This is a genomic window from Novosphingobium sp. 9 (assembly GCF_025340265.1).
Lineage (GTDB): Bacteria > Pseudomonadota > Alphaproteobacteria > Sphingomonadales > Sphingomonadaceae > Novosphingobium.
The window spans coordinates 23,950-48,556 of the sequence record NZ_CP022707.1 but is presented as its reverse complement, the minus strand read 5'-3'; the positions used below and the strand labels follow the sequence as shown (position 1 = coordinate 48,556).

The following is a 24,607-nucleotide window of genomic DNA, read 5'->3' as shown; positions in this document are numbered from 1 at the left end:
CGTGCAGGCACGGTAATGGCCGTCAGCGGATGATGACGGCAGGCTGGGGAGTTTCTGCGAGGATGCAGGGCATTTCATGAAAAAGCATCTGCAGAACTTCTCTTACATGTTCTTCGTGCAGGTTGCGAATTATGCGTTTCCGCTTGTCACGATCCCGCTTGTTTCGCGCATATTCGGGCCGTCCAACATTGGCCTGATCAACTACGTTGCAGCGATAGTCAACTATTTTGCTTTGGCGGTGAACTATAGCTTCAATTATACCGGTGTGCGCCGCCTGGCGCGGGGAGACACCGATGCCGAGAAGGTTTTCTCGGCCATCTTCATGTCGCAGGTTTACATCTTTTCGCTGTGCCTCGTGATCTTCGCGGCGATGACCTGGATGTTCGACGATCTCCGGAACAACATGGGGCTGGCCTGGGCAACCTTCCTGACCTGTCTGGCCATGCTGTTCAATCAGGTCTGGTTCCTGCAGGCAAAAGGCGATTTCAGGACGATTGCCCTGATTTCCTTTGCGGCCAAGGCTGCCACCTTCGCGCTGATCCTGATGGTCATCAGGTCGCCGAAAGATGTCGTTACCTATGTCCTGATCCTCAATGGGGCAGCCGTCGTCTCCGGGCTGTTCGGCCTGATCGTCGTCTTGCGCAAATACCGGATAAGATTGGCGATCCCTCCCGTTTCCGAGTGTCTGAAGATGATCGGTGAGGACAAGATCCTGTTTTTCTCCGCTGTCTCGACAAGCCTGTACACTTCGGGAGGGATCGTGCTTCTGGGCGCTTTTGCCGGTGTTCAGGAGATCGGCTATTACTCCTCGGCGCAAAAACTGATCGACGTCATCCGCACTGTGGCGCTCAATCCGTTCTTCCAGATCCTGTTTCCAATCCTCTCGGCCAGCGTGAGTCGGGATCGCGAGGGCGCTTTGAAGGTCATCAGGCTGTATATGCCGGTTTTCGTTCTTTTCAGCATCGGTCTGCTGATCGGCATGCTGCTATTTGGAAAACTGATGATTTCGGTCATTTTCGGTCAGGCGTTTCTCCCTGCGTTGCCGATCTTCCTGGTCCTGTCTTTCGGCTTGATCGCGGTCTTCTACGGCTTGCTGGTCGGCGGGCAGGTCATGCTCAATCTGGGGTACGACAGGGCCTTCCTGAATATCCAGATCGTGGTGTCGGTCGCGAGCCTGATCGTGAATTATTTCGTGCTGCCACGCGGCGGCGGCATGACCACGGCTATCGTGTGGTCCACTGCGGAAATCGTGATGTCGCTCTCGCAGGTTATCTTCCTTAAACGGGCAGGTGTCACGCTGTTCGAGCGGGATGCATTCCGCCTTGCGTCCCTGCGCAGGTTGCCCGGTCTGCTGCTGCGCAAAGGGGAGAGCCATGCTTAGGCGGTTTGCCAAACTGGCCGATGCGCTGGCGATCTTTGCCGAAAAGGAGGGGACGCTACCCGTCCCGCAATGGCTGGAGATCAATCCGGGCTGCGCGATGCCGGAAGAAGGTTATGTCGTCCCCAAGACCATCTGGATGTACTGGGACAGCCCGGAAATTCCCGAACTTGTCGACGTGTGCCGACGGCGGGTTCAGGAACTCTGCCCCGATTATCGTCTGCATTTTCTGAACGCGCAGACTCTGGGAGACTATATCACGCTGCCAGAGGTGCGCGCGGATCTTCCCAAGGCGAACTACGCCGACCTCGTCAGGTTCGCGCTGCTGGCACAATATGGAGGATTCTGGCTCGATGCCAGCGTACTGCTGCTCACGGATCTGGACTGGATCGTCTCGCGGATGCGGGGGCAGGAGGCGTTTCTGTTCTATTCCGATGAATGTACGCAGGATCTGTCGCGTCCGATCTCCGAAAACTGGATGATTGCGGCACCTCGACACAGCCCGTTCATGCAGGAGTGGCTGGAGGAGTATTCCCGCTGCCTAGCATCGGAGGATCCCAAGCGCTACTACAGCACTCTTGATAACTACGAATACCACGTACAGAATCTGACAAAGCCGGAATATTTGCTGCCGTATGTGTCGGCCATCGTTGTGCTGAACAGGCGTAGATGCAATATTCTGTACGTGTCGTCGGCGTCGTCCGGTCACTACTTCAATTACAAGTACCGCTGGAACGACCTCAAGATCGCGCTGCGCCTTCTGGTCAGGCGCCGGCTCGATACCGATTCCCTGCGGCTCATAAAATTCAATTCCACTGTCAGAAAGGCCAGCGAGTGGCTGATCGCCAAGCGCCTGTTTCGTCGGAACAGTGAGGTCGGACAGCACCTGCGCCGCTGAACCTGCCCGGTGCAGCAGGCAGGTCCGACAGGCCGCCCGGATATGCGCACCGGGGCTATCGGTCTGATTGGGCCTGTTTGCGAATGGACCGATAGCCTCCTGCGGATGCAGGAGGCGTATTCAACAAAGCTCAGTCCAGGTTCGGACGGAGCCAGCGTTCGGCGGTCTTCAGGTCCATCCCGCGCCGCGCGGCGTAGTCTTCCAGCTGGTCGCGGCCGATGCGGGCGACGCCGAAGTACTGGCTGTCCGGGTGGCCGAAGTAGAAGCCCGAGACCGCCGAGGTCGGCAGCATCGCCTGGCTTTCGGTCAGGGTGATCCCGGCGTTGTCCTGCGCCTTCAGCAGATCGAACAGGATCGGCTTGAGCGAGTGGTCCGGGCAGGCCGGATAGCCGGGGGCAGGGCGAATGCCGCGATATTCCTCGCGGATCAGCGCCTCGTTGGTGAACTGCTCGTCAGGCGCATAGCCCCACAGCCTGGTGCGGACGTGCTGGTGCAGCTTTTCGGCGAAGGCTTCGGCGAAGCGGTCGGCCAGTGCTTTCAGCAGAATGTCCGAATAGTCGTCGTGCGCGGCCTTGAAGCGTTCGATATGCGCATCGATGCCGTGGATGCCCACCGCGAAACCGCCGAGCCAGTCGTTGCCTGCCGGATCGACGAAGTCGGTAAGGCAGAAGTTGGCGCGGCCGCGTGATTTCTTGAACTGCTGGCGCAGGAACGGCAGGCGGGTTCCGTCGCCCAGCACCACGTCGTCGCCCTCGGCATGTGCGGGCCAGAAGGCGCAGACGCCCTTGGCGGTCAGCCACTTTTCGGCAACGATCTTGTCCAGCATCGCCAGCGCATCGGCATGGAGGCTGCGCGCGCTTTCGCCCACCACCTCGTCATCGAGGATCGCGGGGTAAGTGCCCGCCAGTTCCCACGAGCGGAAGAACGGCGTCCAGTCGAAGGTCTCGATCAGGTCGGTGAGGCTCCAGTCCTCGAAGACGTGGAGACCGGGCTGGAGCGGGGCCGCAGGCTTGAGCGCGAAGTCCGCCGGAAAGCGGTTGGCGCGGGCATCGGCGATGGGGAGCAACTCGCTCTGGCCCTTGCCCTCGCGCGCGATGCGAACCTTCTCGTATTCGTCGGCCACGCCTGCCTTGAAGCCTTCGGCCTGCGTGTCGGACAGCAGCTGCGAGGCGACGCCCACCGCGCGGCTGGCGTCGAGAACGTGGACCACCGGGCCTTCATAGGTCGGATCGATGCGCAGTGCGGTGTGGACCTTCGAAGTCGTGGCGCCGCCGATCAGCAGGGGAATGCTCATCCCGGCGCGCTGCATTTCCTCGCCCACCGTCACCATTTCGTCGAGCGAAGGGGTGATGAGGCCCGACAGGCCGATGATGTCAGCATCGTGCTCGACCGCCGATTCGAGGATTTTGCTCCACGGCACCATGACGCCAAGGTCGATCACCTCGTAGCCGTTGCACTGGAGCACGACGCCGACGATGTTCTTCCCGATATCGTGCACGTCGCCCTTCACGGTCGCCATGATGATCCGGCCCTTGGCTTTGGTGCCTGCGTCCTTTTCCGCCTCGATGAAGGGAATCAGGTGGGCGACGGCCTTCTTCATGACGCGGGCGGACTTCACCACCTGCGGCAGGAACATCTTGCCCGAGCCGAACAGGTCACCCACCACGTTCATGCCGCCCATCAGCGGGCCTTCGATCACCTCGATTGGGCGACCGCCGGCAGCAGCGATGGCGGCGCGGGCCTCCTCGGTATCCTCGACCACATAGGCGTCGATGCCCTTGACCAGCGCGTGCTCGATGCGCTTGGTCACGTCCCAGCCGCGCCATTCCTCGGCGGCCTTCTCGGCGACGGTATCCTTGCCCTTGTAGCTTTCGGCCAGCTCGATCAGGCGCTCGGTGGAGGTCTTGCCGTCCTCGCCCACGCCGGGGCGGCGCATCATGATGACGTCTTCGCACGCCTCGCGCAGGGCCGGGTCGATCTGGTCGTAGACGTCGAGCTGGCCCGCGTTGACGATCGACATGTCGAGCCCGGCAGGGATCGCGTGGTACAGGAACACCGAGTGCATCGCCCGGCGCACCGTCTCGTTGCCGCGGAAGCTGAACGAGAGGTTGGAAAGCCCGCCCGAGAAGTGGACGTGCGGGCAACGCGCCTTGATCTCCACCACGGCCTCGATGAAGTCCAGCCCGTAGCGGTCATGCTCCTCGATGCCGGTGGCGACCGCGAAGACGTTGGGATCGAAGATGATGTCCTCGGGCGGGAAGCCGATGCCGACGAGCAGCTTGTAGGCGCGCTCGCAGATCTCGATCTTGCGCTCCTTGGTGTCGGCCTGCCCGGTCTCGTCGAAGGCCATGACGACCACGGCGGCGCCGTAGTCCATGCAAAGGCGCGCATGGTGCAGGAAGGCTTCCTCGCCTTCCTTCATCGAGATCGAGTTGACGATCGGCTTGCCCGACACGCACTTGAGGCCCGCCTCGATGACCTCCCACTTCGAGCTGTCGACCATCACCGGCACCCGCGCGATGTCGGGCTCGGCGGCGAGCAGCTTGAGGTAGGTGGTCATCGCCACAACGGCGTCGAGCAGGCCTTCGTCCATGTTGACGTCGATCACCTGCGCGCCGTTCTCGACCTGCTGGCGGGCGACCTCGATGGCGGCGGGATAGTCGCCTGCCATGACCAGCTTCTTGAACTTGGCCGAGCCGGTGACGTTGGTGCGCTCGCCGATATTGACGAAACGGGCGCCGGAAGAGGAAGGAGTGGTCATGGTCGGTCCAGAATAAGAAGGTTCAGACTGTGGGAGCAGTCAGAAGGTCGCGGGCAGTGAGGTCGCAGGCGAGCACATAGTCGTCATGTTCGACGCTGCCCACAAGGAAACGGCGCGAGCCGATCGTTTCGAAGCCCTGACGGGCATAGAATGCCAGCGCCCGGACGTTCTTCGCGTTCACGCCCAGCAGCAGGCGGCGATGGCCTTGCGCGCCTGCGAGCGCGGCAGCCATCAGCGCCTTGCCAAGGCCGGAGCCCTGCATGCGCGTGAGCGTGTAGATGCGCTTGAGCTCGATGTCGCCGTCCTGCGCATGGTCGATTTCGGGCGGGCAGAGCAGCGCATAGCCGAGCGGGCACCCGGTCTCGGTATCCTCGCCCAGCCAGATGCGACCGCCCTTGGCCAGATAGCCGCGATAGGCCGCCGCGCTGTGCCCGTCGCGGCAGAACGCCAGCATGTCGGCGCGCTGGAGCAGCCCGGCGTAAGTCTCCAGAATGGCCGCGCTGCCCACCAGCGCGACCGCTTCCAGATCCTCTTCACCAGCCTCTCGCACCTGCCAGCCGTTGATATCGAACATCGCGAAAGGCTCGATCAGGCGGGCATGATGAAGGGTTCGAGCCCCGCCAGACGCGTCACCGGTTCAAGGCGCGGCAGCTGGCGCGAGGGAAGCCCCGCCACCTTCTGCGCGATCGCGCCGATGTGCGCAGGCGTCGAGCCGCAGCAGCCGCCCAGCACGTTGACCTGGCCTGCGACCGCCCATTCGCCGACGAAGCCTGCCGTCGTCTCGGGCATCTCATCATAGGCGCCCAGTTCGTTGGGGAGCCCGGCGTTGGGGTAGATCATGATCGCGCAGTCGGCGATTTCGGACAGCGTCTTCACATGCGGGCGCAGCTGGGTGGCGCCGAACGAGCAGTTTAGTCCGATCGTCAGCGGGCGGGCATGGCGCACGGCGTGCCAGAACGCCTCGACCGTGTGGCCCGAGAGGTTGCGGCCCGAAAGGTCGGTCAGCGTCATCGACAGCATGATCGGCACTTCGCGGCCCAGTTCCTGCTCCAGATGGCGCACCGCCATGATCCCGGCCTTGGCGTTGAGCGTGTCGAACACCGTCTCGATCAGGATGAAGTCGGCGCCGCCCTCAACGAGGGCTGCGGCCTGTTCCTTGTAGACATCGACCAGGAAGTCCCAGTCGATTTCGCGATAGCCCGGATCGTTGACGTCGGGGCTGAGCGAGAGCGTCTTGTTGGTCGGCCCGATGGCGCCGGCCACGAAGCGGGGGCGGCCATCTTTCGCCTGGAACTCGTCCGCCAGCTTGCGCGCGAGCTTCGCCGATTCGACGTTGATCTCGCGCACCAGATGCTCGGCGCCATAGTCGGCCTGGCTGATGCGGTTGGCCGAGAAGGTGTTGGTCTCGGCAATGTCCGCGCCTGCCTCGAAGTAGGCGCGGTGGATCGCTTCGGGCACTTCGGGCTTGGTCAGCGCGAGGATGTCGTTGTTGCCCTTCTGCTCGTGGCTGAGGCCAAGGTTGCCCGCATAGTCGGCTTCCAAGAGCTTCCAGTTCTGGATCTCGGTGCCGAAGGCGCCATCGGTGATGAGGATGCGCTTGGCAGCCTCGGCGAGGAAGGTTTCACGCGCGCTCATGCCGCATTCTCCGTCAGGGTCTCTTGGGGGCGCACGCCCAGCAGCTGGCAGATCGCATAGGCCTGCTCGGCGCGGTTGAGCGTATAGAAGTGATAGTCGCGCACGCCGCCTTCGTAGAGGCGCTTGCACAGGTCGGCGGCGGCGACGGCGGCGACCAGCGCGCGCGGGCCGGGGCGTTCGTCGAGCCCGTGGAACATCGTCTCCAGCCAGGCCGGAATCTCGGTGTTGCCCGACATGCGGCGGATCGCGGCGAAGTTCGTTACCGGCATGATGCCCGGCAGGATCGGCGCGTCGATGCCTGCCGCCAGCACCTTGTCGAGGAAGCGGAAGTAGGCGTCGGTCGAATAGAAGAACTGCGTGATCGCCCGGCTCGCCCCGGCATCGAGCTTGCGCTTCAGATTGTCGAGATCGCTCTGGGCGCTCACCGCCTCGGGGTGAACTTCGGGATAGGCGGCGACCGAAATGTCGAAGTCATGGCGACGGCGCAGCCCCGCCACGAGGTCGGCAGCGCCGGTGTAGCCTTCCGGGTGCGGCACGAAGCGGCCACCGTCCGACGGCGGCGGATCGCCGCGCAGGGCAACGATATGGCGCACGCCCGCGTCCCAGTACTGGTCGGCGATCTCGTCGATCTCGGCCTTGCTGGCGCCCACGCAGGTGAGGTGCGCGGCGGCGGGGATGCCGGTCTCGCTGGCGATGCGGGCTACCGTCGCATGCGTGCGCTCACGCGTGGTGCCGCCTGCGCCGTATGTTACCGAGACGAAGCTGGGCGCCAGCGGGGCAAGCTGGCCGATGGCGTCCCACAGCTGTTCTTCCATCTTCGCCGTCTTGGGCGGGAAGAATTCGAACGAGACGGAAACGTCACCGGGCAGATCCGCAAACAGCGGTCCTGCGGGCAGCGGCGCGGTGGCATTCATCGGGGTATGACCTTCCTGTTGTCGTCGGCGTCGGCACTGTGTTCAGGTGCAGGCGCATCGGGGAGCCGCGTGGCGGTCCAGATCTTCACGGTAAGCGGATCGCCGGGCAGGGCGACCGGGAGTTCGGGCGCAAACCCGGCGGTTTCGAGCAGATCGCGCATCTGATCGTCGGTAAAGCCGAGGCGTGCGTGGGCATGGGTTTCGCGCAGATCCTCGCGCTCGTGCGCGGCCAGATCGACCACGGCGATGCGCCCGTCTGCGCGCAGCACGCGCGCGGCCTCGCCCAGCACGGTGGCGGGCTGCTGCGCGAAGTGAAGCACCTGATGGAACGTGACCGTATCGAACGAGGCGGCGGCAAACGGCAGGTCGGTGAAATCGCCCTGCACCAGTTCTAGCTTGTCGGAGGGCAGTTCCTGCAAGCGCGCGCGGGCGAGGCGCAGCATGTCCGGGCTCTTGTCGAGCCCGGTCACGCGGCGTGCGCGTGGCGCCAGCAATTGCGCGATGCGACCCGTGCCGGTGCCGACATCGAGCAGGGCGCCGAGTGCGCCTTCTTCATTCTTTACGCTGTTCTTGGCCGAGCCTGCGGGAGTGAGCGCGGCGCACAAGGCCTGCTCGACCGGCTCATCCGCACCATGAAGTGCGCGCAAAGTGTCCCATTCCGAAGCGTGCCTTGCAAAATACGCTTCTGCGCTTGCTTCTCTTGCACTTCGAATCGCCGCGAGTTGACGGCGATCTTCGGCGCAGCGGGTTGAAAAGCCGCTGTCCTCAACCTCTGCCGCCGCCAGTAGCCGGGCGGTTGCCGGGCCGAGACTGCCGGTGTCGCGATTATGCTCGCGGCTCTCGTGAATCGCGCTGCGCAGGAACACCCAGCTGCCCTCGCGGCGGCGCTCGGCAAGGCCCGCATCGCAGAGAATCCGGATGTGGCGCGATACGCGCGGCTGGCTCTGATCGAGCACCAGCGCCAGCTCTCCAACCGCCAGCTCCATATGCGCCAGCAGGCGCATGATGCGCAGGCGGGTGGGTTCCGCCAGAGCGCGAAGAAGGGGGTCGATGTGCATGGCTTGCATATAAAGATATCTTTATATGTGCGCAAGTCCTAGGCGGCAGGCGGTTTTGCCCCCCCATCATTCCCATTTGCGTTGCACCATCGTCTCGTCTAAAGACTTGCACCGCAGGCTTGCCTGTAAGCGTTGGCCTATGCGCCAAACAATGCAAGGGGATTCGCATGAAGAAGATTGCTCTGGCCGCGTTCGCGTCGGCTGCCGTTCTTTCGCTCGCTGCTTGCGGTTCGGAAGCTCCGACCGACGCATCGACCGAGTCGGTTGAGACCGCACCGGAAGAAATGATGACCGGTGACGCCACCGACGCACCGACCGAGGCTGCGACCGAGGCGATGTAATCCGCAAAGGGGGCCGTCCCTCGCTCACAAGGCGAAGCGGCCCCCATTGCTACACCGGAAATTATCGAACCTTTTCGATCGCTTCCGGCCTGTTTCGGCAGGAAAAAGCCCTCCCCTGACGGGAGGGTTTTTTATTTGCATGGGGCATTTTCGGCGGGCATCACTTGCGCCATGGCCGATACCCTCAAGATCACTCTTGCACAGTTGAACCAGTCGGTCGGCGATATCGCCGGTAACGCTGAGTCGGTGCTGGAGGCGAGGGCGAAATCGCCCGATTCGGACCTTGTGGTCTTTCCCGAACTTCACCTGATCGGCTATCCGCCTGAGGATCTGATCCTCAAGCCATCGCTGATCGAACGCGCGGCGGCTCAGCTCCAGACGCTGGCCGAAGCCACAGCGCAGCCCGGCCCGGCCTTGCTGGTGGGCTCCGCCTTCGTGCTCGATGGTGCGTTGCACAACGGCGTGGCCTTGCTGGACCAGGGGCGCGTTTCCGCTGTCCGGCTGAAGCACGAACTGCCCAATTACGGCACCTTCGACGAGATGCGGCTGTTCCAGCCCGGCCCTCTGCCCGAGCCGGTGATCTTGCGCGGCACGATGCTGGGCGTGCCGATCTGTGAGGATATCTGGCGCCCCGAAGTGTGCCGCCATCTGGCCGACTTCGGCGCCGAGATGCTCGTGTGCATCAATGGCAGCCCTTACGAGATCAACAAGGACGCGCTGCGAATCGAAGGCGTGGCCAAGCGCCGCGCGGTCGATACCAACCTGCCGCTGGCCTATCTCAACCGGGTGGGCGGGCAGGACGAACTGGTGTTCGATGGGGCCAGCTTCGTGGTGAACGGCGATGGCGCGCTGGCGGTGCAGATGGCCGATTGGCGCGAACAGGTGGTGCAGACCAACTGGACCCGCACCGCGCAAGGCTGGCGTTGCGATCGCGGCACGATCGAGACCCTGGCCACGCACCCTGAGGATATCTACTGCGCGATGGTCGTCTCGCTGCGCGATTATGTGGAGCGCAATGGCTTCCCCGGCGTCGTCCTTGGCCTGTCCGGCGGGATCGATTCGGCAACCTGCGCGGCAATTGCCGTCGATGCACTGGGGCCGGACCGGGTCTGGGGCGTGATGATGCCTTCGCGCTTCACCAGCACCGAAAGCCTTGAGGATGCCGCCGAATGCGCCCGGCGCCTCGGCATCCGCTATACCGTGCTGCCGATTGGCGACGGAGTGGACGGGTTCGACGCGATGCTTGGCACCGTGTTCGACGGTCTTGCCCGCAACGAGGCCGAGGAAAACCTGCAATCGCGTATTCGCGGCACGGCGCTGATGGCGCTGTCCAACAAGTTCGGACCGATGGTGTTGACCACCGGCAACAAGAGCGAGATGAGCGTCGGTTTCGCAACGATCTATGGCGACATGGCGGGCGGCTATAACCCGCTGAAAGATGCCTACAAGATGACCGTCCGCTCGATCGCGCAGTGGCGCTGCGGGCAGGTGCCGCGCGTTCAGGCCGAGGGCGTGCGGCAAGTGGGTGAGGGTGGCCCGATCCCCGAGCGGATCTTCACCAAGCCACCCAGCGCCGAACTGCGTGCCGACCAGCGCGATTCGGATACGCTGCCACCCTACGAAGTGCTCGACCCGATCCTCCTCGGCCTTGTCGAGCACGACAAGAGCGTCGAGCAGCTGGTGGGCGAGGGTTTCGAGCGCGATCTCGTCCAGCAGGTCGAGCGCCTGCTGCACCGCGCCGAATTCAAGCGCCGACAGGCCGCGCCGGGCGTGAAGCTGACCGCCCGCAATTTCGGCCGCGACCGGCGCTACCCGATCACGCACGCCTTTCGCAGCGGCTAGGGGGCACATCACGGAGTGCCTCGACAGCGACACGCTTCGCGATCATGCTGGCGCCATCGAGGCAGGAGGCGGGCGTATGGGGGATATGGTGATCGTGGCCTATCGGCCAAAACCCGGATGCGACGAGGCATTGCTCGCGCTGACCCGCGATCATGTGCCCGAATTGCAGCGCCTTGGTCTTGCCACCGGGCGGAGGGCTCTGGCGATGCGCTCGAAGGAGGGCGTGATCGTCGAGGTGTTCGAATGGAAGCACGGTGCGATCGAGGTGGCGCACACCCATCCCGATGTTCTGGCGATGTGGGAGCGCTATGCGGCCGTCTGCGACTATGTGCCGCTTGGAGAGCTGCCCGAAGCGCAGGACCTGTTCGCGCAGTTCGAACCCATCGACCTGACCTGATCCGACGTTCCCGATCCCGACGCTGGCCGGACGGCTGCCCGGCAATCCTTTGTTACAAACCTGCATTTCGTCGCACGTCCTGCACTGCACGCACGCGTTTCGCGCCGCAGCAAAACTTTGTAACGCAATACACATGGCACAGACAGATCGTTGCACCAGATAGTGTGAGAAGGGCGTCGTTGTGCGGCGCACCATGAAACACCGTTCGGAGATTCTGACATGCGACAGTTTGACGAACTCAAGCAACGCAACGCCACCGAAAGCCTGCGCTCGACGCTGCTGCTGCTGCTGTTCGGGCTTGGCACGCTGGGCTTCCTGGTTGCCGCCGACCACCCGCAGTGGTTCTCGATCCGCCCCGCCAGCGGCAGCTCGTTCGCGATGTCGCAGGCGGTTGCCAGCGAGGCCCGCGAAGCGCCATGATGCCTGCCATATTATCTAAAATCCCCGGAGGCGCCCCCTCGTGATCGTGACTGCCCATCCCCGCGTGGGAACATTCCTGAAGCAGATCGCCGCGCCGCTTGGTCTGCTGTTCGTCTGGGACGTGCTGGTCACGGTGACGTACTTTACCGTGCCGTTCACCGCGCCGGACCTGCCGCTGACCCTGTTCGGTACGGCGGTGGCGCTGGTGCTCGGTTTCCGCAGCAACTCCGCCTACAACCGCTGGTGGGAAGGGCGCGGGCTGTGGGGGCTGATGATCAACGCCAGCCGCAACCTGTTGCGCGGCGTCATCAACTTCATGCCCGATCCCGAAGCTGCCGAGATGAAGCGCCGCATCGCCAAGACGCAGGTGGCCTACGTCAATGCGCTGCGCTGCCAGTTGCGGCGCCTCAAGCCCGATGACGAAGTGCGCGCGCGCCTGCCCGAGGCCGACGCCGATGCCGCGCTCGCCAAGACCAACGTCGCCAACGCCCTGCTCAACGAGATCGGCCGCGAGATCGACGAGGCGCGGCGCATGGGCTGGATCGACACCATCCAGCAGAACCGCCTCGAATCGGTGCTGATCGACATCGCCAACTCGCAGGGCGGGATGGAGCGGCTCAAGAACACGCCGCTGCCCAACCAGTATCGCTTCTTCCCGACCTTCTTCACCCACCTGTTCTGCGTGCTGCTGCCGTTCGGTCTGGTCGAGACGCTGGGCTACGCCACGCCGCTCGGCTCGACGGTGGCGGGGGTGATGTTCCTCGCCGTGCTCAAGATCGGCGACGATCTGGTCGATCCCTTCGCCAACACGATCCACGACCTGCCGCTCAATTCGATGTGCCGCACGATCGAGATCGACGCGCTCCAGTCCGTGGGGCTCGAAGCGCCCAAGCCGATCACGCCCGACAAGGAAGGCGTGCTCTGGTGAAGAGGCGGCATCTGGAAATTCGCTGAGGCGAATTTCTACGGCACCGGCCCCTTTTTGCTTTTGGCGCCGGTGCCGCTCCGCAAATGCCCGAAAGGGCATTTGCACCAATGCAACTCTCCCCGTTTGACGCATGACCCGGCGCGCCGTAATCGCGCCGGGTATGACCGTCACCCGTTTCGCTCCCTCACCCACAGGCCGCCTCCATGTCGGCAATATCCGCACGGCGCTGCACAACTGGCTGCTGGCGAAGCGTGAGGGGGGCAAGTTCCTCCTGCGTATCGACGATACCGATGCCGAGCGCAGCCGCGAGGAGCACGTCGAGGCGATCCGCGCCGACCTCACATGGCTGGGCCTGCACTGGGACGGCGAGGCGCGCCAGTCGGAACGCTTCGCGCTCTACGAGGCGGCGTTCGAGCGCCTGAAGGCGGCGGGGCGCGTATATCCCTGCTGGGAAACGCCGCAGGAGCTGGACTTGCGCCGCAAGGTGCTGCTGGGGCGCGGGCTGCCGCCGATCTACGACCGCGCCGCGCTCAAACTCTCCGAGGACGACAGGGCCGCGCGTATCGCGGCAGGGGATATGCCGCACTGGCGTTTCCTGCTCGATCATGGCGCGCCCATCGGCTGGACCGACGGCATTCGCGGCGAGCAGCACTTCGATTCCGCGCAGATGAGCGACCCGGTGGTGCGCCGCGCGGATGGCTCGTGGCTCTACATGCTGCCCTCGGTGATCGACGACATCGACATGGGCGTCACCGCGATCCTGCGCGGCGAGGACCACGTTTCGAACACCGCCGTGCAGGCGCAGATGTTCACCGCGCTCGGCGCGCCGCTTCCGGCCTTCGCGCACGAGGCGCTGCTGGTGGGGAGCGAGGGCAAGCTGTCCAAGCGCCTCGGTTCGCTGGGCGTTGCGGAACTGCGCGAGGCGGGCACCGAGCCGCAGGCGCTGATCGCGCTGTTGGCAAGGCTGGGGACTTCCGATCCGGTCGAGGCCGGGCTGTCGGTGGAGGAACTGGCCGCCGCCTTCGACCTGTCGCACTTCGGCCGCGCGCCTGCGCGCTTCGACGAGGCGGAACTCGCGCGCGTCAACGCAGCCGTTGTTCACGCGCTGCCCTTCGCCGCCGTGGCAGGCCGCCTGCCCGAGGAGATGGACGAGGGCGCCTGGGAAGTGGTGCGCCCGAACCTTGCGACCGTCGCCGAAGCGCACGACTGGTGGCGCGTGGTGATCGGCCCGGTCGAGGCGCCCGTGCTCGCGGAAGAGGACCGCGCCTTCGTGGCACAGGCCGCAGAGGTGCTCGATGGCCTCGCATGGTCCGACGCGATCTGGAAAAGCCTGACCGAGGCGCTGAAAGCCGCGAGTGGCCGCAAGGGCAAGGCGCTGTTCCTCCCCTTGCGTCAGGTGCTCACCGGCATGGACCACGGCCCCGACATGAACGCCCTCCTCCCCCTGATCGGCCGCGACGCCGCACTGGACCGCCTGCGCGGGTGAGGGGGGGCTGGTTCCGAATCCCGCTCAGCCTGAGTCTGAGCCTGTCGAAGGCCACGCGCTGGGGTGTGTTCGGGGTAGTGAAAGGTGCCGTTAGCGTGTGACCCGTCCCAGCCGCTCGTTTTTGACCCTGACGAGCCTTCGATAGATTTTGGGGCAGTCCATATCGTTTTTTATCGTGGCTTGGCCATACTCGTTCGCGGTAAAAATTAACTACAAGGTCGGGGATAGCTTGCCGGCAAGCTGTTGATTAGTTTCCTTCTCATGCTCATATTTAGGGAGGGTTTTGTTTTCCTGTCGGGGGCTTGGCTAATGAGTGTGTATAATTTCATCAGTCAGGACGAGATTGATGATCTCGATGAAGATCCCCGGAATGCATTTATGCAGTTTTGCTCAAAAGTGTTGCAAACGCTAGATGGTAAAAGCGAGAAAATCGACACGAATAGTGAGGACGAATGGCGGGTTCTGAACGAGCTTCGCTTTTCCTGCATGAATATTATTTTGGCTGCAGCGACCCGCTTCGATATCGTTCAGTTCCAAGCTCTTGAGTTGCCCGCTCGGCATAATTTCAATGACGCAGATTGGTTTAATTTCCGCCATGAAGTTGATCATTATGTAACGCAGATCGTTCTCGATAATGCGCCCCGCAATCGATCTGGCAGTGTTGCCATGCTTCCACGTACCAAAGAACAAATCAGGACGTACATCGCGGGTCTCCGTCGCTGCATCGAAGAAGCTACTATGGATGAAGGCAAGCGCGAGGCATTGCTGAAGAAGCTGGATGCTTTGGAAAAAGAACTTGAAAAGCGGCGCGTCAATATGATGACTGTCGCGCTCATCGCATATGCAGTCTGGCAGGTGCCCAACGACGTATGGGGTTCATACGATGTGATGAACAAACTCCTCTCGAATGTCATGCATACGGTCGCTGAGGCGAAAGCAGAGGAAGATCAAATCAAGCAGATCGCTCCCATGGACGCACCGAAAGCTTTGACTCCACCGAAGAAAGCTACGCCAAGGGATGATTGGGCACGTCCACGTGCGACTGGTTCGACGGAGACTGATTGGGCTAGCGCCGGAGATGAAGACCCGGCGTTTTGATTAGATCGTTGCGTGGTTTCAAGGGGCAGATTGACGGCGCTATTGCTGAATGTCTGCTGCAAAGCGTCCTAAACCGCTGTCTAACGGCACGGTTGGGCGCCTAACCGCCTCCCCCTAAACCCGCACTTCCCGCCATTCGCCGGGGGCGAGATCACCCAAAGTCCATTCGCCGATGGCCTTGCGGACGAGGCGCAGGGTGGGGTGGCCGACGGCGGCGGTCATGCGGCGGACCTGGCGGTTGCGGCCTTCGTGGATCGTCAGCTGGAGCCAGGAATCGGGCACCGTCTTGCGGAAACGCACCGGGGGATCGCGCGGCCACAGCGCAGGATCGTCGATGGCGATGGCCTTGGCGGGGCGTGTCGGGCCGTCGTTCAGCACGACGCCGCGGCTGAGCGCGGTGAGCGCCTCGTCGCCGATCGTGCCTTCCACTTGCGCGAGGTAGGTCTTGCCCAGCTTGTAGCGTGGGTCGGCGATACGGGCTTGCAACCGGCCATCGTCGGTGAGCAGCATCAGCCCCTCGCTGTCGCGGTCCAGACGCCCCGCCGGATAGACGCCGGGCACGTCGATGAAGTCCGACAGCGTGCGCCGCGTCGTCTGCGTGCCCCGGTCCGTGAACTGGCTGAGGACGTCGAAGGGTTTGTTGAAAAGGATCAGCCGGGCCATGACAGCCCGGCTGGATCATCGCAGGCTTCGGGTCAAGAAGAACCCGACCGGGGGTTGCGTCAGTTCATATACCAGCCGTGGCTGGCGACGAGTGACTGGCCGGTCAGAGCGTTGGTCTGGAAGGCGGCGAAGAACAGCGCGACTTCGGCGATATCGTCCACCGTGGTGAACTCGGTATCGACGGTATCGCCCAGCATGACCTTCGAGATCACCTCGTCCTCGGAGATGCCGAGTTCCTTCGCCTGCTCGGGGATCTGCTTGTCTACCAGGGGCGTGCGCACGAAGCCGGGGCAGATCACGTTGGTGCGAACGCCCTTCCTGCCGCCCTCCTTGGCGATAACGCGGGCGAGGCCCAGCAACCCGTGCTTGGCGGTGACATAGGCGCTCTTGAGCGGGCTGGCCTCCTTGGAATGGACCGAGCCCATGAACAGGATCGCGCCCGAGCCCTTGGCATACATGTGCGGCAGGCAGGCCTTGGAGGTGAGGAAGGCGCCGTCGAGGTGGATCGCCAGCATCTTCTTCCAGTCGGAAAACGCGTATTTCTCCACCGGGTTGACGATCTGGACGCCCGCGTTGGAGACCAGCACGTCCACCCCGCCGAAGGTATCGACCACTTTCTGCACGCCAGCGTTCACCTGCTCCTCGCTGGTGACGTCCATGGCGATGGCAAGCGCCTCGGTGCCGAACTTGGCCTTGATATCGTCCGCCGCCTTCTGCGCGGCTTCGAGTGCGATATCGGCGATGACCACTTTGGCGCCTTCGCCCGCATATTTGTGCGCGATGGCATTGCCGATACCGCTGGCGGCGCCGGTGACGATGCAGACCTTGTCCTGAAGTTTCATGGCAGGCTCTCTCCTCTTACTGTAAGAAGCGAAAAGGTAAGGGTCAGTGGCCGCCGAGCGGTTGCTCTCCGGCCAGATCGAACGTGACGATTTCGTCGGGGTGCAGCACGCGTCCGGTCCAGTCGGGATGGTGCAGCGAGTGGAGCGCGTCGGCCTTGCCCGAGGCCCAGTGCTCCTTCACCGTCATGCGCGAGAATTCGTAGTCCTTGGAATGCGTCTCGTAGCCGCGGGGGCGGTTGATGAGGTGCATGATCGAGACCGGGCCGACCGCGTGATTGGCCAGCAGGGTCTTGAGATCGGGATCGTCGGCCAGTTCGTTAGGCAGCTTCTTTTCGAGGCGCCGCGCCGCCGCGCGCAGCTTCTGCAGCTGGCGGGAAAGGTCGGTGTTCATGCGGGTGCGGCTGGAGAAGCGGATGTCCTTCTCGCGCTGCGCGGCCTCGGCCATGGTCGTCGGCACGATCCCGCGTGAGGAGAACAGATCGACCTGATAGATCGTCATGTCGCAGCTGGGCCGGTTGTCGAGCACGTATTGCAGCGGGGTGTTGGAGACGAGGCCGCCGTCCCAGTACCACTGCCCGTCCACCTGGATCGGCGGAAATCCCGGCGGCAACGCGCCGCTCGCCATGATATGTTCGGGCACGATGGTGCGCTGGCGATTGTCGAAATAGGCGAAGTTGCCGGTCAGCACGTTGACCGCGCCGACGGAGAACCGGGTCTCGCCGCTGTTCAGCCGGTCGAAATCGACGACTTTGAGCAGCGTGTCGCGTAAGGGGGTGGTGTCGTAGTAGCTCAGGCGCGAGAAATCCTCGGGCCAGTCGGGCAGGGGCATCGGCACGCGGGGTTGAAGAAGCCGGGCACGCCGAAGCTGGCGACCATGTTGGCCGAGGCCTGGTTGAACAGGCGGCGGGCGAAACCGGCGGGTTCGTCGAGTTCGTATTGCAGTTCGCTGGAGACGAGGCCCCAGAACTTGCGCAAGTGCTTGACGCGCTCGCCCACCGCGTTGCCCGCGATGATCGCGGCGTTGACCGCGCCGATGGAAATGCCCGCGATCCAATCAGGCCGAAGATCCGCTGCTGCCAGCGCCTCGTAGACGCCCGCCTGATAGGCACCCAGCGCGCCGCCGCCCTGCAGAACGAGCGTGGTGTGGCTCGATTTCCCGGCGTCCGATTTTTGGGCTTCTGGCTTTTTGGCGTCCGGCATAGTCCGACTCCCGCGAACAGGCGCCGATGTTGCGACGCAGCACACGGGTAACACATGGGCCGGGAACGGGTTGCTTGCAAGTCTTCGCACAGCGCTTGCGAAAGTTTGCATCCGCATGTGTTGGGGGAGGTGTGGCGCTGGTCCACCCCGCTGCGACTAGCGCCCTTGCGGGCGACAAGTCTCGCGGCCCTCCCGCAGGCGGGAGGGCAAAGGAATGCCCGACAATTTCCCCTCCCGCCTGCGGGAGGGGAAGCGAGACTTGGAGAGCGCAGCGAACCTAGTCGCAGCGGGGTGGGCCGTGTGGGGCTCAGGAAACCTCGACCGCCGCCTCCGCCAGACGGCGCTCCAGCGCCTTGATGCGGCTGCCCGAGGTCAGCTTTCCGCCCAGCAGGTCGGTGACGTAGAAGGTATCCACCGCCTGTTCGCCATAGGTGGCGATATGGGCGGAGTGGACCATCAGGCGCTGCTCGAACAGGCCGTGGGCCAGGCGGTTGAGCAGGGCAGGGCGGTCTCGCGCGCTCACTTCCACCACGCTGAAGCGGTTGGAGGCCTTGTTGTCCACCAGCACGCTGGGGCGCACCTCGAAAGCGTCGGCGCGCGGGCGCACTTCGGGCTTGGCGACCAACTGGGGCAGGATCTTGACCCGGTTGGCGAGCGCGTTCTCGATCGAGATGCGCAGGCGTTCGAGCTGGCCTTCCTCGCGGAACGGGCGCCCGAGCGGGTCCTGCACGAGGAAATTGTCGACCGCGCGGCCCGTGCGCATCGTGTGGATGCGCGCGTCGATCACGTTGCCGCCCGCAAGGTGAATGCCGCCGGCAATGCGGTAGAACAGTCCCGGATGGTCCGAGGCGATCACGGTGACGAGCGTGGCACCGCGCGCCGGATAGTATTCGGTCCAGATCGAGAGCGGTTCGCTGCCGGTCGCCTCGATCTGGGCGAGGTTCTTGACGATCACGTCCTCGCTCTCGGCCACCCAGTAGCTGTCGAGCAGGTCCGGGCCGATGGTCTCGACCAGCGAGGCCTGCTCCGGCGCCAGCGCCATCACCGAGGCTTTCTTGGCCAGTACGCGGTGCTCGCGCCCGAACTCGGCATGGCCGAGGCGCAACTGCTGGTCGGCGGCGTTGTAGAGATCGCCGATCAGCTGGCGCTTCCACGAGTTCCAGATGCCGGGGCCGACCGCGCGGATATCGACGATGGTCAGCAGCGTCAGCTGGCGCAGGCGGTCGATCGTCTGCACCACGGTGACAAGATCGGTGATCGTCTTGGGATCGGACAGGTCGCGCTTGAAGGCCATGGCCGAAAGCAGCAGGTGATGGAGCACCAGCCAGCTGACCAGCTTGGTCTCGTCCTCGTCGAGGCCGAGGCGCGGGCACAGCTCCAGCGCGATCTCGGCGCCCAGCTCGGAATGATCGCCGCCACGGCCCTTGGCGATGTCGTGGAGCAGTACCGCGACGTAGAGCACCCGGCGCGAGCGGATCTTGTGGACGATGGTGCTGGCCAGCGGGTGGTCCTGCATCAGGTCGCCGCGCTCGATCCGCGAGACGAGGCCGATGGCGCGGATGGTATGCTCGTCGACCGTGTAGTGGTGGTACATGTCGAACTGCATCTGCGCGTTGACGCGGCCGAACTCGGTGATGAAGCGCCCGAACACGCCGCCCTCGTTGAAGGCTCGCAGGGCCTTTTCGGGTCGTTGCGGCTGGTGAGCAATTCCATGAACAGGGCGTTGGCCTTGGGGTCGGCGCGCAGCTCGTCCTTCACCAGCGCGGCGTCACGGGCGATCAGGCGCACCGTTTCGGGGTGGATTTCCATCCCTTCGCGATCGGCGATCACGTAGATCTCGATCAGGCGCAGCGGCTTTTCGCGGAACCAGTCGTCCGAAGGCGCGCGGATGCGTCCGCCGAACACCTTGTAGCCCTTGATCGTGCGTTCCTTGGCGCGGAACCCTGCCAGTAGCCCGCGCGGCTGGCGGCGGGCGAACTGCTCGTCCAGTTGCGCCAGGAACACGCCGGTCAGCACGCCGACGACCTTCGCCTGCAGGAAGAACATGTGCATGAACCGCTCGACCGCGCTCTTGCCGGGGCGGTCTGTGTATTTCATGCGTGCGGCGACCTCGCGCTGGAGGTCGAAGGTCAGCCGGTCCTCGGCGCGGCGGGTGATCGTGTGCAGGTGGCAGCGCACCGCCCAGAAGAAGTTCTCGGCGCGGCGGAAGGCGTGGTATTCCTTGCGCGTGAGCAGGCCTGCATCGACCAGTTCGCTGGGATCGCGCACCTTGTGGATGTACTTGCCGATCCAGTAGAGCGTGTGCAGATCGCGCAGGCCGCCCTTGCCCTCCTTCACGTTGGGCTCGACGACATAGCGCGTGTCGCCCATGCGCTTGTGCCGTTCCTCGCGCTCGGCCAGCTTTTCGGAGACGAACTGCCGCTCGGTCCCGGCCACCACGTCGCGCCAGAAGCGCGCGCGCATCTCCTCGTAAAGGTCCTGATCGCCCCAGACATAGCGGCCTTCGAGCATGGCCGTACGGATGGTGAGGTCCGACTTCGACATGCGCACCATGTCGTCCAGCGAGCGGCTGGAATGGCCGACCTTCAGCCCCAGATCCCACAGGAAATAGAGCATCGCCTCGATCACCTGCTCGCACCAGTGGGTCTGCTTGATCGGGGTGACGAAGGCGAGATCGACATCCGAATGCGGCGCCATCTCGCCGCGCCCGTAGCCGCCCACGGCCACGATCGTCAGGCGCTCGCCCTTGGTGCGGTTGGCCGCCGGGTAGACGTTCACGGTGACGTGATCGTGGATGATGCGCAGCAGCTGGTCGACCAGATAGGCCTGCGCCTCGGCGATCTCGTGCCCGGCCGAGGGCTTCTCCACCAGCCGCCGGGCGATCTCGGCGCGGCCGTTCTCCAGCCCCTCGCGCAGCAGGTCGACGATCAGGCGCCGCGCCTCGCGGGCGCCGCCGCCGGTCGTGCCATGCGTCTCGACGATCGCGGCGATGCGCTCGACCAGATCGCGACGGTCGATCACGGCGCGGGGAGAGGGGATGCGGATGACGCTCATGCAGCGGCTATCTAGTGATCCTTGGCGGGCGAGGGAAGCGGGGAAGCCTGTGCGAACGCCTTAGCGCGCAAAGGTGAATTCCCCGCTACCATCGCGCCTGCGCCTATGCCAGAAGGCGCGGCAAGATGTGTCGCCACAGGGGCCTGTCGCTCCGTGGTGTCCCAGCCAAGCCAATAAGCCAAGCCAAGAAGAGGCCGCGTCCTTGTCCCTGCTCCCCATCCTTGCCTCCGCAGCTGCCGAGGTCCACCAGCCGATCTACTGGGCCGACCTTGGCCTCAAAAAGGGGATCGATCTGGGGGTCTTCACCCTGCGGTTCTACTCGCTCGCCTATCTGGCGGGCATCCTGCTGGGCTACTGGCACCTCTCGCGCATGATCAAGGCGCCCGGTGCCCCGCTGGCGCAGCGCCATGCCGACGACCTGTTCTTCTACTGCACGCTGGGTATCATCCTGGGCGGACGGCTGGGTTATGCGACCTTCTACACCGGCGGCAATACCGGCATTCCCAGCCTCTGGGCGCACCCCAAGGACCTTGTTTCGCTGTGGCACGGCGGCATGAGCTTCCACGGCGGCGTGATCGGCGTGCTGCTGGCGATCAGCTGGGTGTCGTGGAAGAACAAGCTGAACTTCATCCGCGTGGCCGATTACATCGCCGTCTGCGTGCCGTTCGGTATGATGTTCGGCCGCCTTGCCAACTTCGTGAATGGTGAGCTGTGGGGCCGCGTCGTCACCAGCTATGTGCCGTGGGAAATGGTCTTCCCTGACGGCGGCCCGCTGCCGCGTCACCCGAGCCAGCTTTACGAGGCCGGGCTTGAGGGTCTGACGATGATCATCATCATGCTCACCGTGTTCTGGAAGACCCGCGCGCGCTATCGTCCGGCGCTGCTGGTCGGCGTGTTCACCGCCGGCATCTCGGTCGCGCGCTTCACCGTCGAGTTCTTCCGCGAGCCCGACGCGCAGCTGCTCACCTTTGCCGAGCGCACCGGCCTGTCGATGGGCCAGTGGCTGACGATCCCGCTGTTCCTGGTGGGCGTGGGCATGATCGTCTGGTCGCTCTCGCGTCCCGCAATCGGCTTGGGCCAGACCCTGGAGCCCAGGGCCGAGCCGCACACCGCATGAGCGAGCCGGGGGGCATCGGGAACGGCGGCGATGGAGCACCGGAGGGCGAATCGCTCTCCGTCATATTCCGCCGCCTGATCGCCAATTACGGCCCGATCACGATCCAGCACTATTTCGGCGAATCGAACGCCCGCTATTACACCGCGAAAGACCCGCTCGGAAGCGAGGGCGATTTCGTCACCGCGCCCGAAATCAGCCAGATGTTCGGCGAACTGATCGGGCTGTGGCTGGCCGACATGTGGATTCGCGCAGGCAAGCCGGAGCCGGTCCACTACGTCGAGCTTGGCCCCGGTCGCGGCACGCTGGCGCGCGATGCGCTGCGGGTGATGGCGCGCTATGGCCTGACCCCGCAGGTCCACTTCGTCGAGGGTTCCGCCGCGCTCAAGGCGGTGCAGCTCGAAGCGGTGCCGCACGCGCGCTGGCATGGCGATCTCGACAGCATTCCCCATCACGGCGCGCTGCTGGTCGTCGGCAACGAATTCCTCGATGCCCTGCCGATCCGCCAGTTCGCGCGCATGGCCGAGGGCTGGCGTGAGCGCATGGTCGGGCTTGCCGACAATGGGGCCGAGGATGGCCAGGGCTTCCTGCCCATCGCGGGCGAAAAGCCGATGGACCTTGCCGTGCCTGTCGAACTGCGCGAGGCGCCCGAAGGCACCATCGTCGAGACCTGCCCGCCCGCCACCGGCATCGTCTACGAGCTGGCCGGGCGGCTCAACGCGCAGGGCGGCTGCGCGCTGCTGATCGACTACGGCCACGCCCATACCCGCACCGGCTCGACCCTGCAGGCGGTGCGCGCGCATCGCAAGGTCGATCCCTTCGTCAATCCCGGCGAGGCGGACCTCACCGCCCATGTCGACTTCGAGGCGCTGTCCCGCGCCGTCCTCTCGCGCGAGGGCAAGTGGCTGGGCACGGTCACGCAGGGACACTTCCTGCGCGCGCTCGGCATTGAGGCGCGCACGGCAGCCCTTGCGGCGAAAGCCCCGGCGCATATAGTCTCGCTGGAGACAGCCCGCGACAGGCTGATCGAGGAGGGACAAATGGGGGCATTGTTCAAGGTCATGGGGATAGCCGCGCCGCAGTGGCCGGATGGAGCCGGTTTCTAGGGGATGGGGCCGCAGGCCGGGGCTTTTGACGCCTCTCCCGCCGCCTCCCTACCGGTAGACGTCCTGACGTCGCAGAATCCCACCCCGCACAGCGGCGGGGCGGGATTCGCGCTGGAACGGGTGGTGTTCTTTTCCGATGCGGTCTTCGCCATCGCCATCACCCTGCTGGTGCTGGAGATCGAGGTGCCGCACCTGCCCGAAGGGGCGGGCGCCAGCGCCTACTGGCATGACCTTGCCGGACTGGTGCCCAGCCTGCTGGCGTTCCTGCTGAGCTTTCTGGTCATCGGGCGGTTCTGGATCGGCCATCACCAGATATTCAGCCGGGTCAGCCACTTCGCGCAAGGGCTGCTCTGGCCCAACCTCGCTTGTCTGTTCACTATCGCGACGATGCCCTTCACCACCGCCTTCGTCGCGGCGGGGCACAACAGCTTCGTGCCCGCGCTATGCTACAACCTGAACCTGCTGGCGGCAGGCATCGCGACATGGTTCCTGATGCTGCGCGTGAAGCAGCTTGGCCTTGCCGTGCTCGAGGCGAGTGGGGATCAAGGCGGGGCCGGATCGCCTGCCGTTATCGTTGCCGCCGTCCTGAGCGTCGCACTCGCTTTCGTGGTGCCCACGATCAGCCAGGCCGGGATGCTGACCCTGCCGCTCTGGCGGCTCGCCTTCCGGCGTCTGACAGCGAACGGGGAGGCATCGGCATGAGCACGCTTCCCGTCGATACCGTTTCGCCAACCCCGCTCCGCAGCACCGTGCCAGACCGGCTGGAGCGCGCGCTGGGCGTGCTGTCGCTGGCGATGCTCGTGGTGGTCGCCGTGGCCGTCGCCAAGGGCGCGCCGCAGTGGAGCCTGATCCCCCGCCTCGTCTGGGCGCATCTGGGCACGATCTGCCTCGCGCTGGGGCTTACCCCGGTGCTGATGTGGCAGCGGCGTGGCACCCGGCTGCACCGCCGGCTGGGCTATGTCTGGTGCGCGGCGATGTTCGGTACCGCGCTGGTCAGCCTGTTCGTCCACGGCGCGAACAGCCGGTTCAGCCTGATCCATATCCTGTCGGTGCTGGTGATCGTGCTGGTCCCCTCGCTGATCCTCGCCGCCCGCAGTCACAACGTCGCCCGCCACCGTCGCACCGTGCGTGGCCTGATCATCGGCGCGCTGCTGGTCGCCGGGTTCTTCACCTTCCCGTTCCACCGCCTGCTGGGCATGTGGCTGTTCGGGTAGGTGAGGCGGCATGTCCGGATTGGAGTTTGTCGCGTAAAGTTGCTCGCAGTATCAAATGCTTCGTCATTCCCGCGAAGGCGGGAATCCAGTCAGCGCAGCGGAAATCGCTGGGGTGCTGCACCATGTGGGGTTTCACGTCCGGATCAGGGGGACGAGTTCGATGCCGAACGAGCCTTTGCGTGCCGATGTGAGGCTATAGACGGCGGGCGCCAAAGTGTCCTTTATCATGAGGTTGCCACTGGATTCCCGCCTTCGCGG

Annotated in this window: 22 protein-coding genes and 1 pseudogene; 13 read left to right on the top strand and 10 right to left on the bottom strand. The window is 64.4% G+C overall.

Annotated features, from left to right (window positions below; translation table 11 throughout):
* Positions 1-76 precede the first annotated feature (76 nt).
* Positions 77-1,381: an oligosaccharide flippase family protein gene (locus CI805_RS00210; RefSeq protein WP_260924889.1), complete on the top strand. Its 1,305-nt coding sequence runs from the start codon at positions 77-79 to the stop codon at positions 1,379-1,381.
* On the top strand, positions 1,374-2,276 hold the full coding sequence (locus CI805_RS00205; RefSeq protein ID WP_260924887.1) for a glycosyltransferase family 32 protein: 903 nt from the start codon (positions 1,374-1,376) through the stop codon (positions 2,274-2,276). The genes CI805_RS00210 and CI805_RS00205 overlap by 8 nt, the downstream gene beginning before the upstream one ends.
* A gap of 130 nt (positions 2,277-2,406) precedes the next feature.
* Here the strand turns inward: CI805_RS00205 and metH are convergent, their stop codons facing one another.
* From metH to CI805_RS00180, 5 genes are read right to left on the bottom strand one after another with little or no spacing between them, the layout of a single operon-like run.
* Positions 2,407-5,037 carry a methionine synthase gene (gene metH, locus CI805_RS00200; RefSeq protein WP_260924885.1) on the bottom strand — a complete coding sequence of 877 codons (2,631 nt, stop codon included), beginning with the start codon at positions 5,035-5,037 and terminating at the stop codon, positions 2,407-2,409.
* 22 nt (positions 5,038-5,059) lie between these two features.
* Positions 5,060-5,611, bottom strand: a complete 552-nt coding sequence (locus CI805_RS00195; RefSeq protein WP_260924883.1) for a GNAT family N-acetyltransferase — start codon at positions 5,609-5,611, stop codon at positions 5,060-5,062.
* A 14-nt stretch (positions 5,612-5,625) separates the two neighbouring features.
* A complete protein-coding gene (locus tag CI805_RS00190; RefSeq protein ID WP_260924880.1) occupies positions 5,626-6,672 on the bottom strand; it encodes a homocysteine S-methyltransferase family protein in 1,047 nt (348 codons plus the stop codon).
* Positions 6,669-7,586 (bottom strand): methylenetetrahydrofolate reductase [NAD(P)H], encoded by a 918-nt coding sequence (gene metF / locus CI805_RS00185; protein WP_260924878.1) that lies wholly within the window; start codon positions 7,584-7,586, stop codon positions 6,669-6,671. Before metF ends, CI805_RS00190 begins: the two co-directional genes overlap by 4 nt.
* Entirely contained in the window at positions 7,583-8,644 is a 1,062-nt protein-coding gene (locus CI805_RS00180; RefSeq protein WP_260924876.1) for an ArsR/SmtB family transcription factor, read from the bottom strand. Before CI805_RS00180 ends, metF begins: the two co-directional genes overlap by 4 nt.
* Positions 8,645-8,811: 167 nt before the next feature.
* On the opposite strand from CI805_RS00180, the gene CI805_RS00175 reads away from it, so the two are divergent.
* The 7 genes from CI805_RS00175 (at position 8,812) to CI805_RS00145 (ending at position 15,156) form a co-directional block, all read left to right on the top strand.
* Positions 8,812-8,985, top strand: coding sequence for a hypothetical protein (locus CI805_RS00175; RefSeq protein ID WP_260924874.1), 174 nt, complete (start codon positions 8,812-8,814; stop codon positions 8,983-8,985).
* A 171-nt stretch (positions 8,986-9,156) separates the two neighbouring features.
* Positions 9,157-10,827 (top strand): NAD+ synthase, encoded by a 1,671-nt coding sequence (locus CI805_RS00170; protein WP_260924872.1) that lies wholly within the window; start codon positions 9,157-9,159, stop codon positions 10,825-10,827.
* Positions 10,828-10,903: 76 nt separating this feature from the next.
* Positions 10,904-11,224: a hypothetical protein gene (locus CI805_RS00165; protein WP_260924870.1), complete on the top strand. Its 321-nt coding sequence runs from the start codon at positions 10,904-10,906 to the stop codon at positions 11,222-11,224.
* 219 nt (positions 11,225-11,443) lie between these two features.
* Positions 11,444-11,644, top strand: coding sequence for a hypothetical protein (locus CI805_RS00160; RefSeq protein ID WP_260924868.1), 201 nt, complete (start codon positions 11,444-11,446; stop codon positions 11,642-11,644).
* 40 nt (positions 11,645-11,684) lie between these two features.
* Complete coding sequence (locus CI805_RS00155) at positions 11,685-12,572, top strand: bestrophin family protein (protein WP_260924866.1); 888 nt, start codon at positions 11,685-11,687, stop codon at positions 12,570-12,572.
* A gap of 160 nt (positions 12,573-12,732) precedes the next feature.
* Positions 12,733-14,058, top strand: coding sequence for a glutamate--tRNA ligase (gene gltX, locus CI805_RS00150; RefSeq protein WP_260928002.1), 1,326 nt, complete (start codon positions 12,733-12,735; stop codon positions 14,056-14,058).
* Between the two features lie 309 nt (positions 14,059-14,367).
* Positions 14,368-15,156: a hypothetical protein gene (locus CI805_RS00145; protein WP_260924858.1), complete on the top strand. Its 789-nt coding sequence runs from the start codon at positions 14,368-14,370 to the stop codon at positions 15,154-15,156.
* Between the two features lie 114 nt (positions 15,157-15,270).
* Here the strand turns inward: CI805_RS00145 and CI805_RS00140 are convergent, their stop codons facing one another.
* The 5 genes and pseudogenes from CI805_RS00140 to CI805_RS00120 all read right to left on the bottom strand — a co-directional run bounded on the left by CI805_RS00140 (position 15,271) and on the right by CI805_RS00120 (position 20,915).
* Entirely contained in the window at positions 15,271-15,819 is a 549-nt protein-coding gene (locus CI805_RS00140; RefSeq protein ID WP_260924856.1) for a pseudouridine synthase, read from the bottom strand.
* 59 nt (positions 15,820-15,878) lie between these two features.
* Positions 15,879-16,661: a 3-hydroxybutyrate dehydrogenase gene (locus CI805_RS00135; protein ID WP_260924854.1), complete on the bottom strand. Its 783-nt coding sequence runs from the start codon at positions 16,659-16,661 to the stop codon at positions 15,879-15,881.
* A gap of 43 nt (positions 16,662-16,704) precedes the next feature.
* Positions 16,705-17,490 (bottom strand): DUF3734 domain-containing protein, encoded by a 786-nt coding sequence (locus tag CI805_RS00130; protein WP_260924852.1) that lies wholly within the window; start codon positions 17,488-17,490, stop codon positions 16,705-16,707.
* On the bottom strand, positions 17,451-17,861 hold the full coding sequence (locus tag CI805_RS00125; RefSeq protein ID WP_260924850.1) for a patatin-like phospholipase family protein: 411 nt from the start codon (positions 17,859-17,861) through the stop codon (positions 17,451-17,453). Before CI805_RS00125 ends, CI805_RS00130 begins: the two co-directional genes overlap by 40 nt.
* A 307-nt stretch (positions 17,862-18,168) precedes the next feature.
* Positions 18,169-20,915 (bottom strand): annotated as a pseudogene (locus tag CI805_RS00120) ([protein-PII] uridylyltransferase).
* A gap of 202 nt (positions 20,916-21,117) precedes the next feature.
* Between CI805_RS00120 and lgt the strand changes: the two are divergent.
* From lgt to CI805_RS00100, 4 genes are read left to right on the top strand one after another with little or no spacing between them, the layout of a single operon-like run.
* A complete protein-coding gene (gene lgt / locus CI805_RS00115) occupies positions 21,118-22,032 on the top strand; it encodes a prolipoprotein diacylglyceryl transferase (protein WP_260924848.1) in 915 nt (304 codons plus the stop codon).
* Positions 22,029-23,135 carry a class I SAM-dependent methyltransferase gene (locus CI805_RS00110; protein WP_260924847.1) on the top strand — a complete coding sequence of 369 codons (1,107 nt, stop codon included), beginning with the start codon at positions 22,029-22,031 and terminating at the stop codon, positions 23,133-23,135. Before lgt ends, CI805_RS00110 begins: the two co-directional genes overlap by 4 nt.
* 3 nt (positions 23,136-23,138) lie before the next feature.
* Positions 23,139-23,837 carry a TMEM175 family protein gene (locus tag CI805_RS00105; RefSeq protein ID WP_260924845.1) on the top strand — a complete coding sequence of 233 codons (699 nt, stop codon included), beginning with the start codon at positions 23,139-23,141 and terminating at the stop codon, positions 23,835-23,837.
* Entirely contained in the window at positions 23,834-24,349 is a 516-nt protein-coding gene (locus CI805_RS00100; RefSeq protein WP_260924843.1) for a DUF2306 domain-containing protein, read from the top strand. Before CI805_RS00105 ends, CI805_RS00100 begins: the two co-directional genes overlap by 4 nt.
* Positions 24,350-24,607: the final 258 nt, after the last annotated feature.

Bases quoted from the DNA above. Each gene is read 5' to 3' on its own strand.
- CI805_RS00195 (WP_260924883.1), bottom strand. From the start codon at position 5,611: ATGTTCGATATCAACGGCTGGCAGGTGCGAGAGGCTGGTGAAGAGGAT.
- CI805_RS00205 (WP_260924887.1), top strand. From the start codon at position 1,374: ATGCTTAGGCGGTTTGCCAAACTGGCCGATGCGCTGGCGATCTTTGCC.
- CI805_RS00130 (WP_260924852.1), bottom strand. From the start codon at position 17,490: ATGCCCCTGCCCGACTGGCCCGAGGATTTCTCGCGCCTGAGCTACTAC.
- CI805_RS00175 (WP_260924874.1), top strand. From the start codon at position 8,812: ATGAAGAAGATTGCTCTGGCCGCGTTCGCGTCGGCTGCCGTTCTTTCG.
- metH (WP_260924885.1), bottom strand. From the start codon at position 5,037: ATGACCACTCCTTCCTCTTCCGGCGCCCGTTTCGTCAATATCGGCGAG.
- CI805_RS00210 (WP_260924889.1), top strand. From the start codon at position 77: ATGAAAAAGCATCTGCAGAACTTCTCTTACATGTTCTTCGTGCAGGTT.
- CI805_RS00145 (WP_260924858.1), top strand. From the start codon at position 14,368: ATGAGTGTGTATAATTTCATCAGTCAGGACGAGATTGATGATCTCGAT.
- CI805_RS00135 (WP_260924854.1), bottom strand. From the start codon at position 16,661: ATGAAACTTCAGGACAAGGTCTGCATCGTCACCGGCGCCGCCAGCGGT.
- CI805_RS00170 (WP_260924872.1), top strand. From the start codon at position 9,157: ATGGCCGATACCCTCAAGATCACTCTTGCACAGTTGAACCAGTCGGTC.
- CI805_RS00140 (WP_260924856.1), bottom strand. From the start codon at position 15,819: ATGGCCCGGCTGATCCTTTTCAACAAACCCTTCGACGTCCTCAGCCAG.
- CI805_RS00190 (WP_260924880.1), bottom strand. From the start codon at position 6,672: ATGAGCGCGCGTGAAACCTTCCTCGCCGAGGCTGCCAAGCGCATCCTC.
- CI805_RS00125 (WP_260924850.1), bottom strand. From the start codon at position 17,861: ATGCCGGACGCCAAAAAGCCAGAAGCCCAAAAATCGGACGCCGGGAAA.
- metF (WP_260924878.1), bottom strand. From the start codon at position 7,586: ATGAATGCCACCGCGCCGCTGCCCGCAGGACCGCTGTTTGCGGATCTG.
- CI805_RS00165 (WP_260924870.1), top strand. From the start codon at position 10,904: ATGGGGGATATGGTGATCGTGGCCTATCGGCCAAAACCCGGATGCGAC.
- CI805_RS00110 (WP_260924847.1), top strand. From the start codon at position 22,029: ATGAGCGAGCCGGGGGGCATCGGGAACGGCGGCGATGGAGCACCGGAG.
- CI805_RS00105 (WP_260924845.1), top strand. From the start codon at position 23,139: ATGGGGCCGCAGGCCGGGGCTTTTGACGCCTCTCCCGCCGCCTCCCTA.
- gltX (WP_260928002.1), top strand. From the start codon at position 12,733: ATGACCGTCACCCGTTTCGCTCCCTCACCCACAGGCCGCCTCCATGTC.
- CI805_RS00100 (WP_260924843.1), top strand. From the start codon at position 23,834: ATGAGCACGCTTCCCGTCGATACCGTTTCGCCAACCCCGCTCCGCAGC.
- CI805_RS00180 (WP_260924876.1), bottom strand. From the start codon at position 8,644: ATGCACATCGACCCCCTTCTTCGCGCTCTGGCGGAACCCACCCGCCTG.
- CI805_RS00160 (WP_260924868.1), top strand. From the start codon at position 11,444: ATGCGACAGTTTGACGAACTCAAGCAACGCAACGCCACCGAAAGCCTG.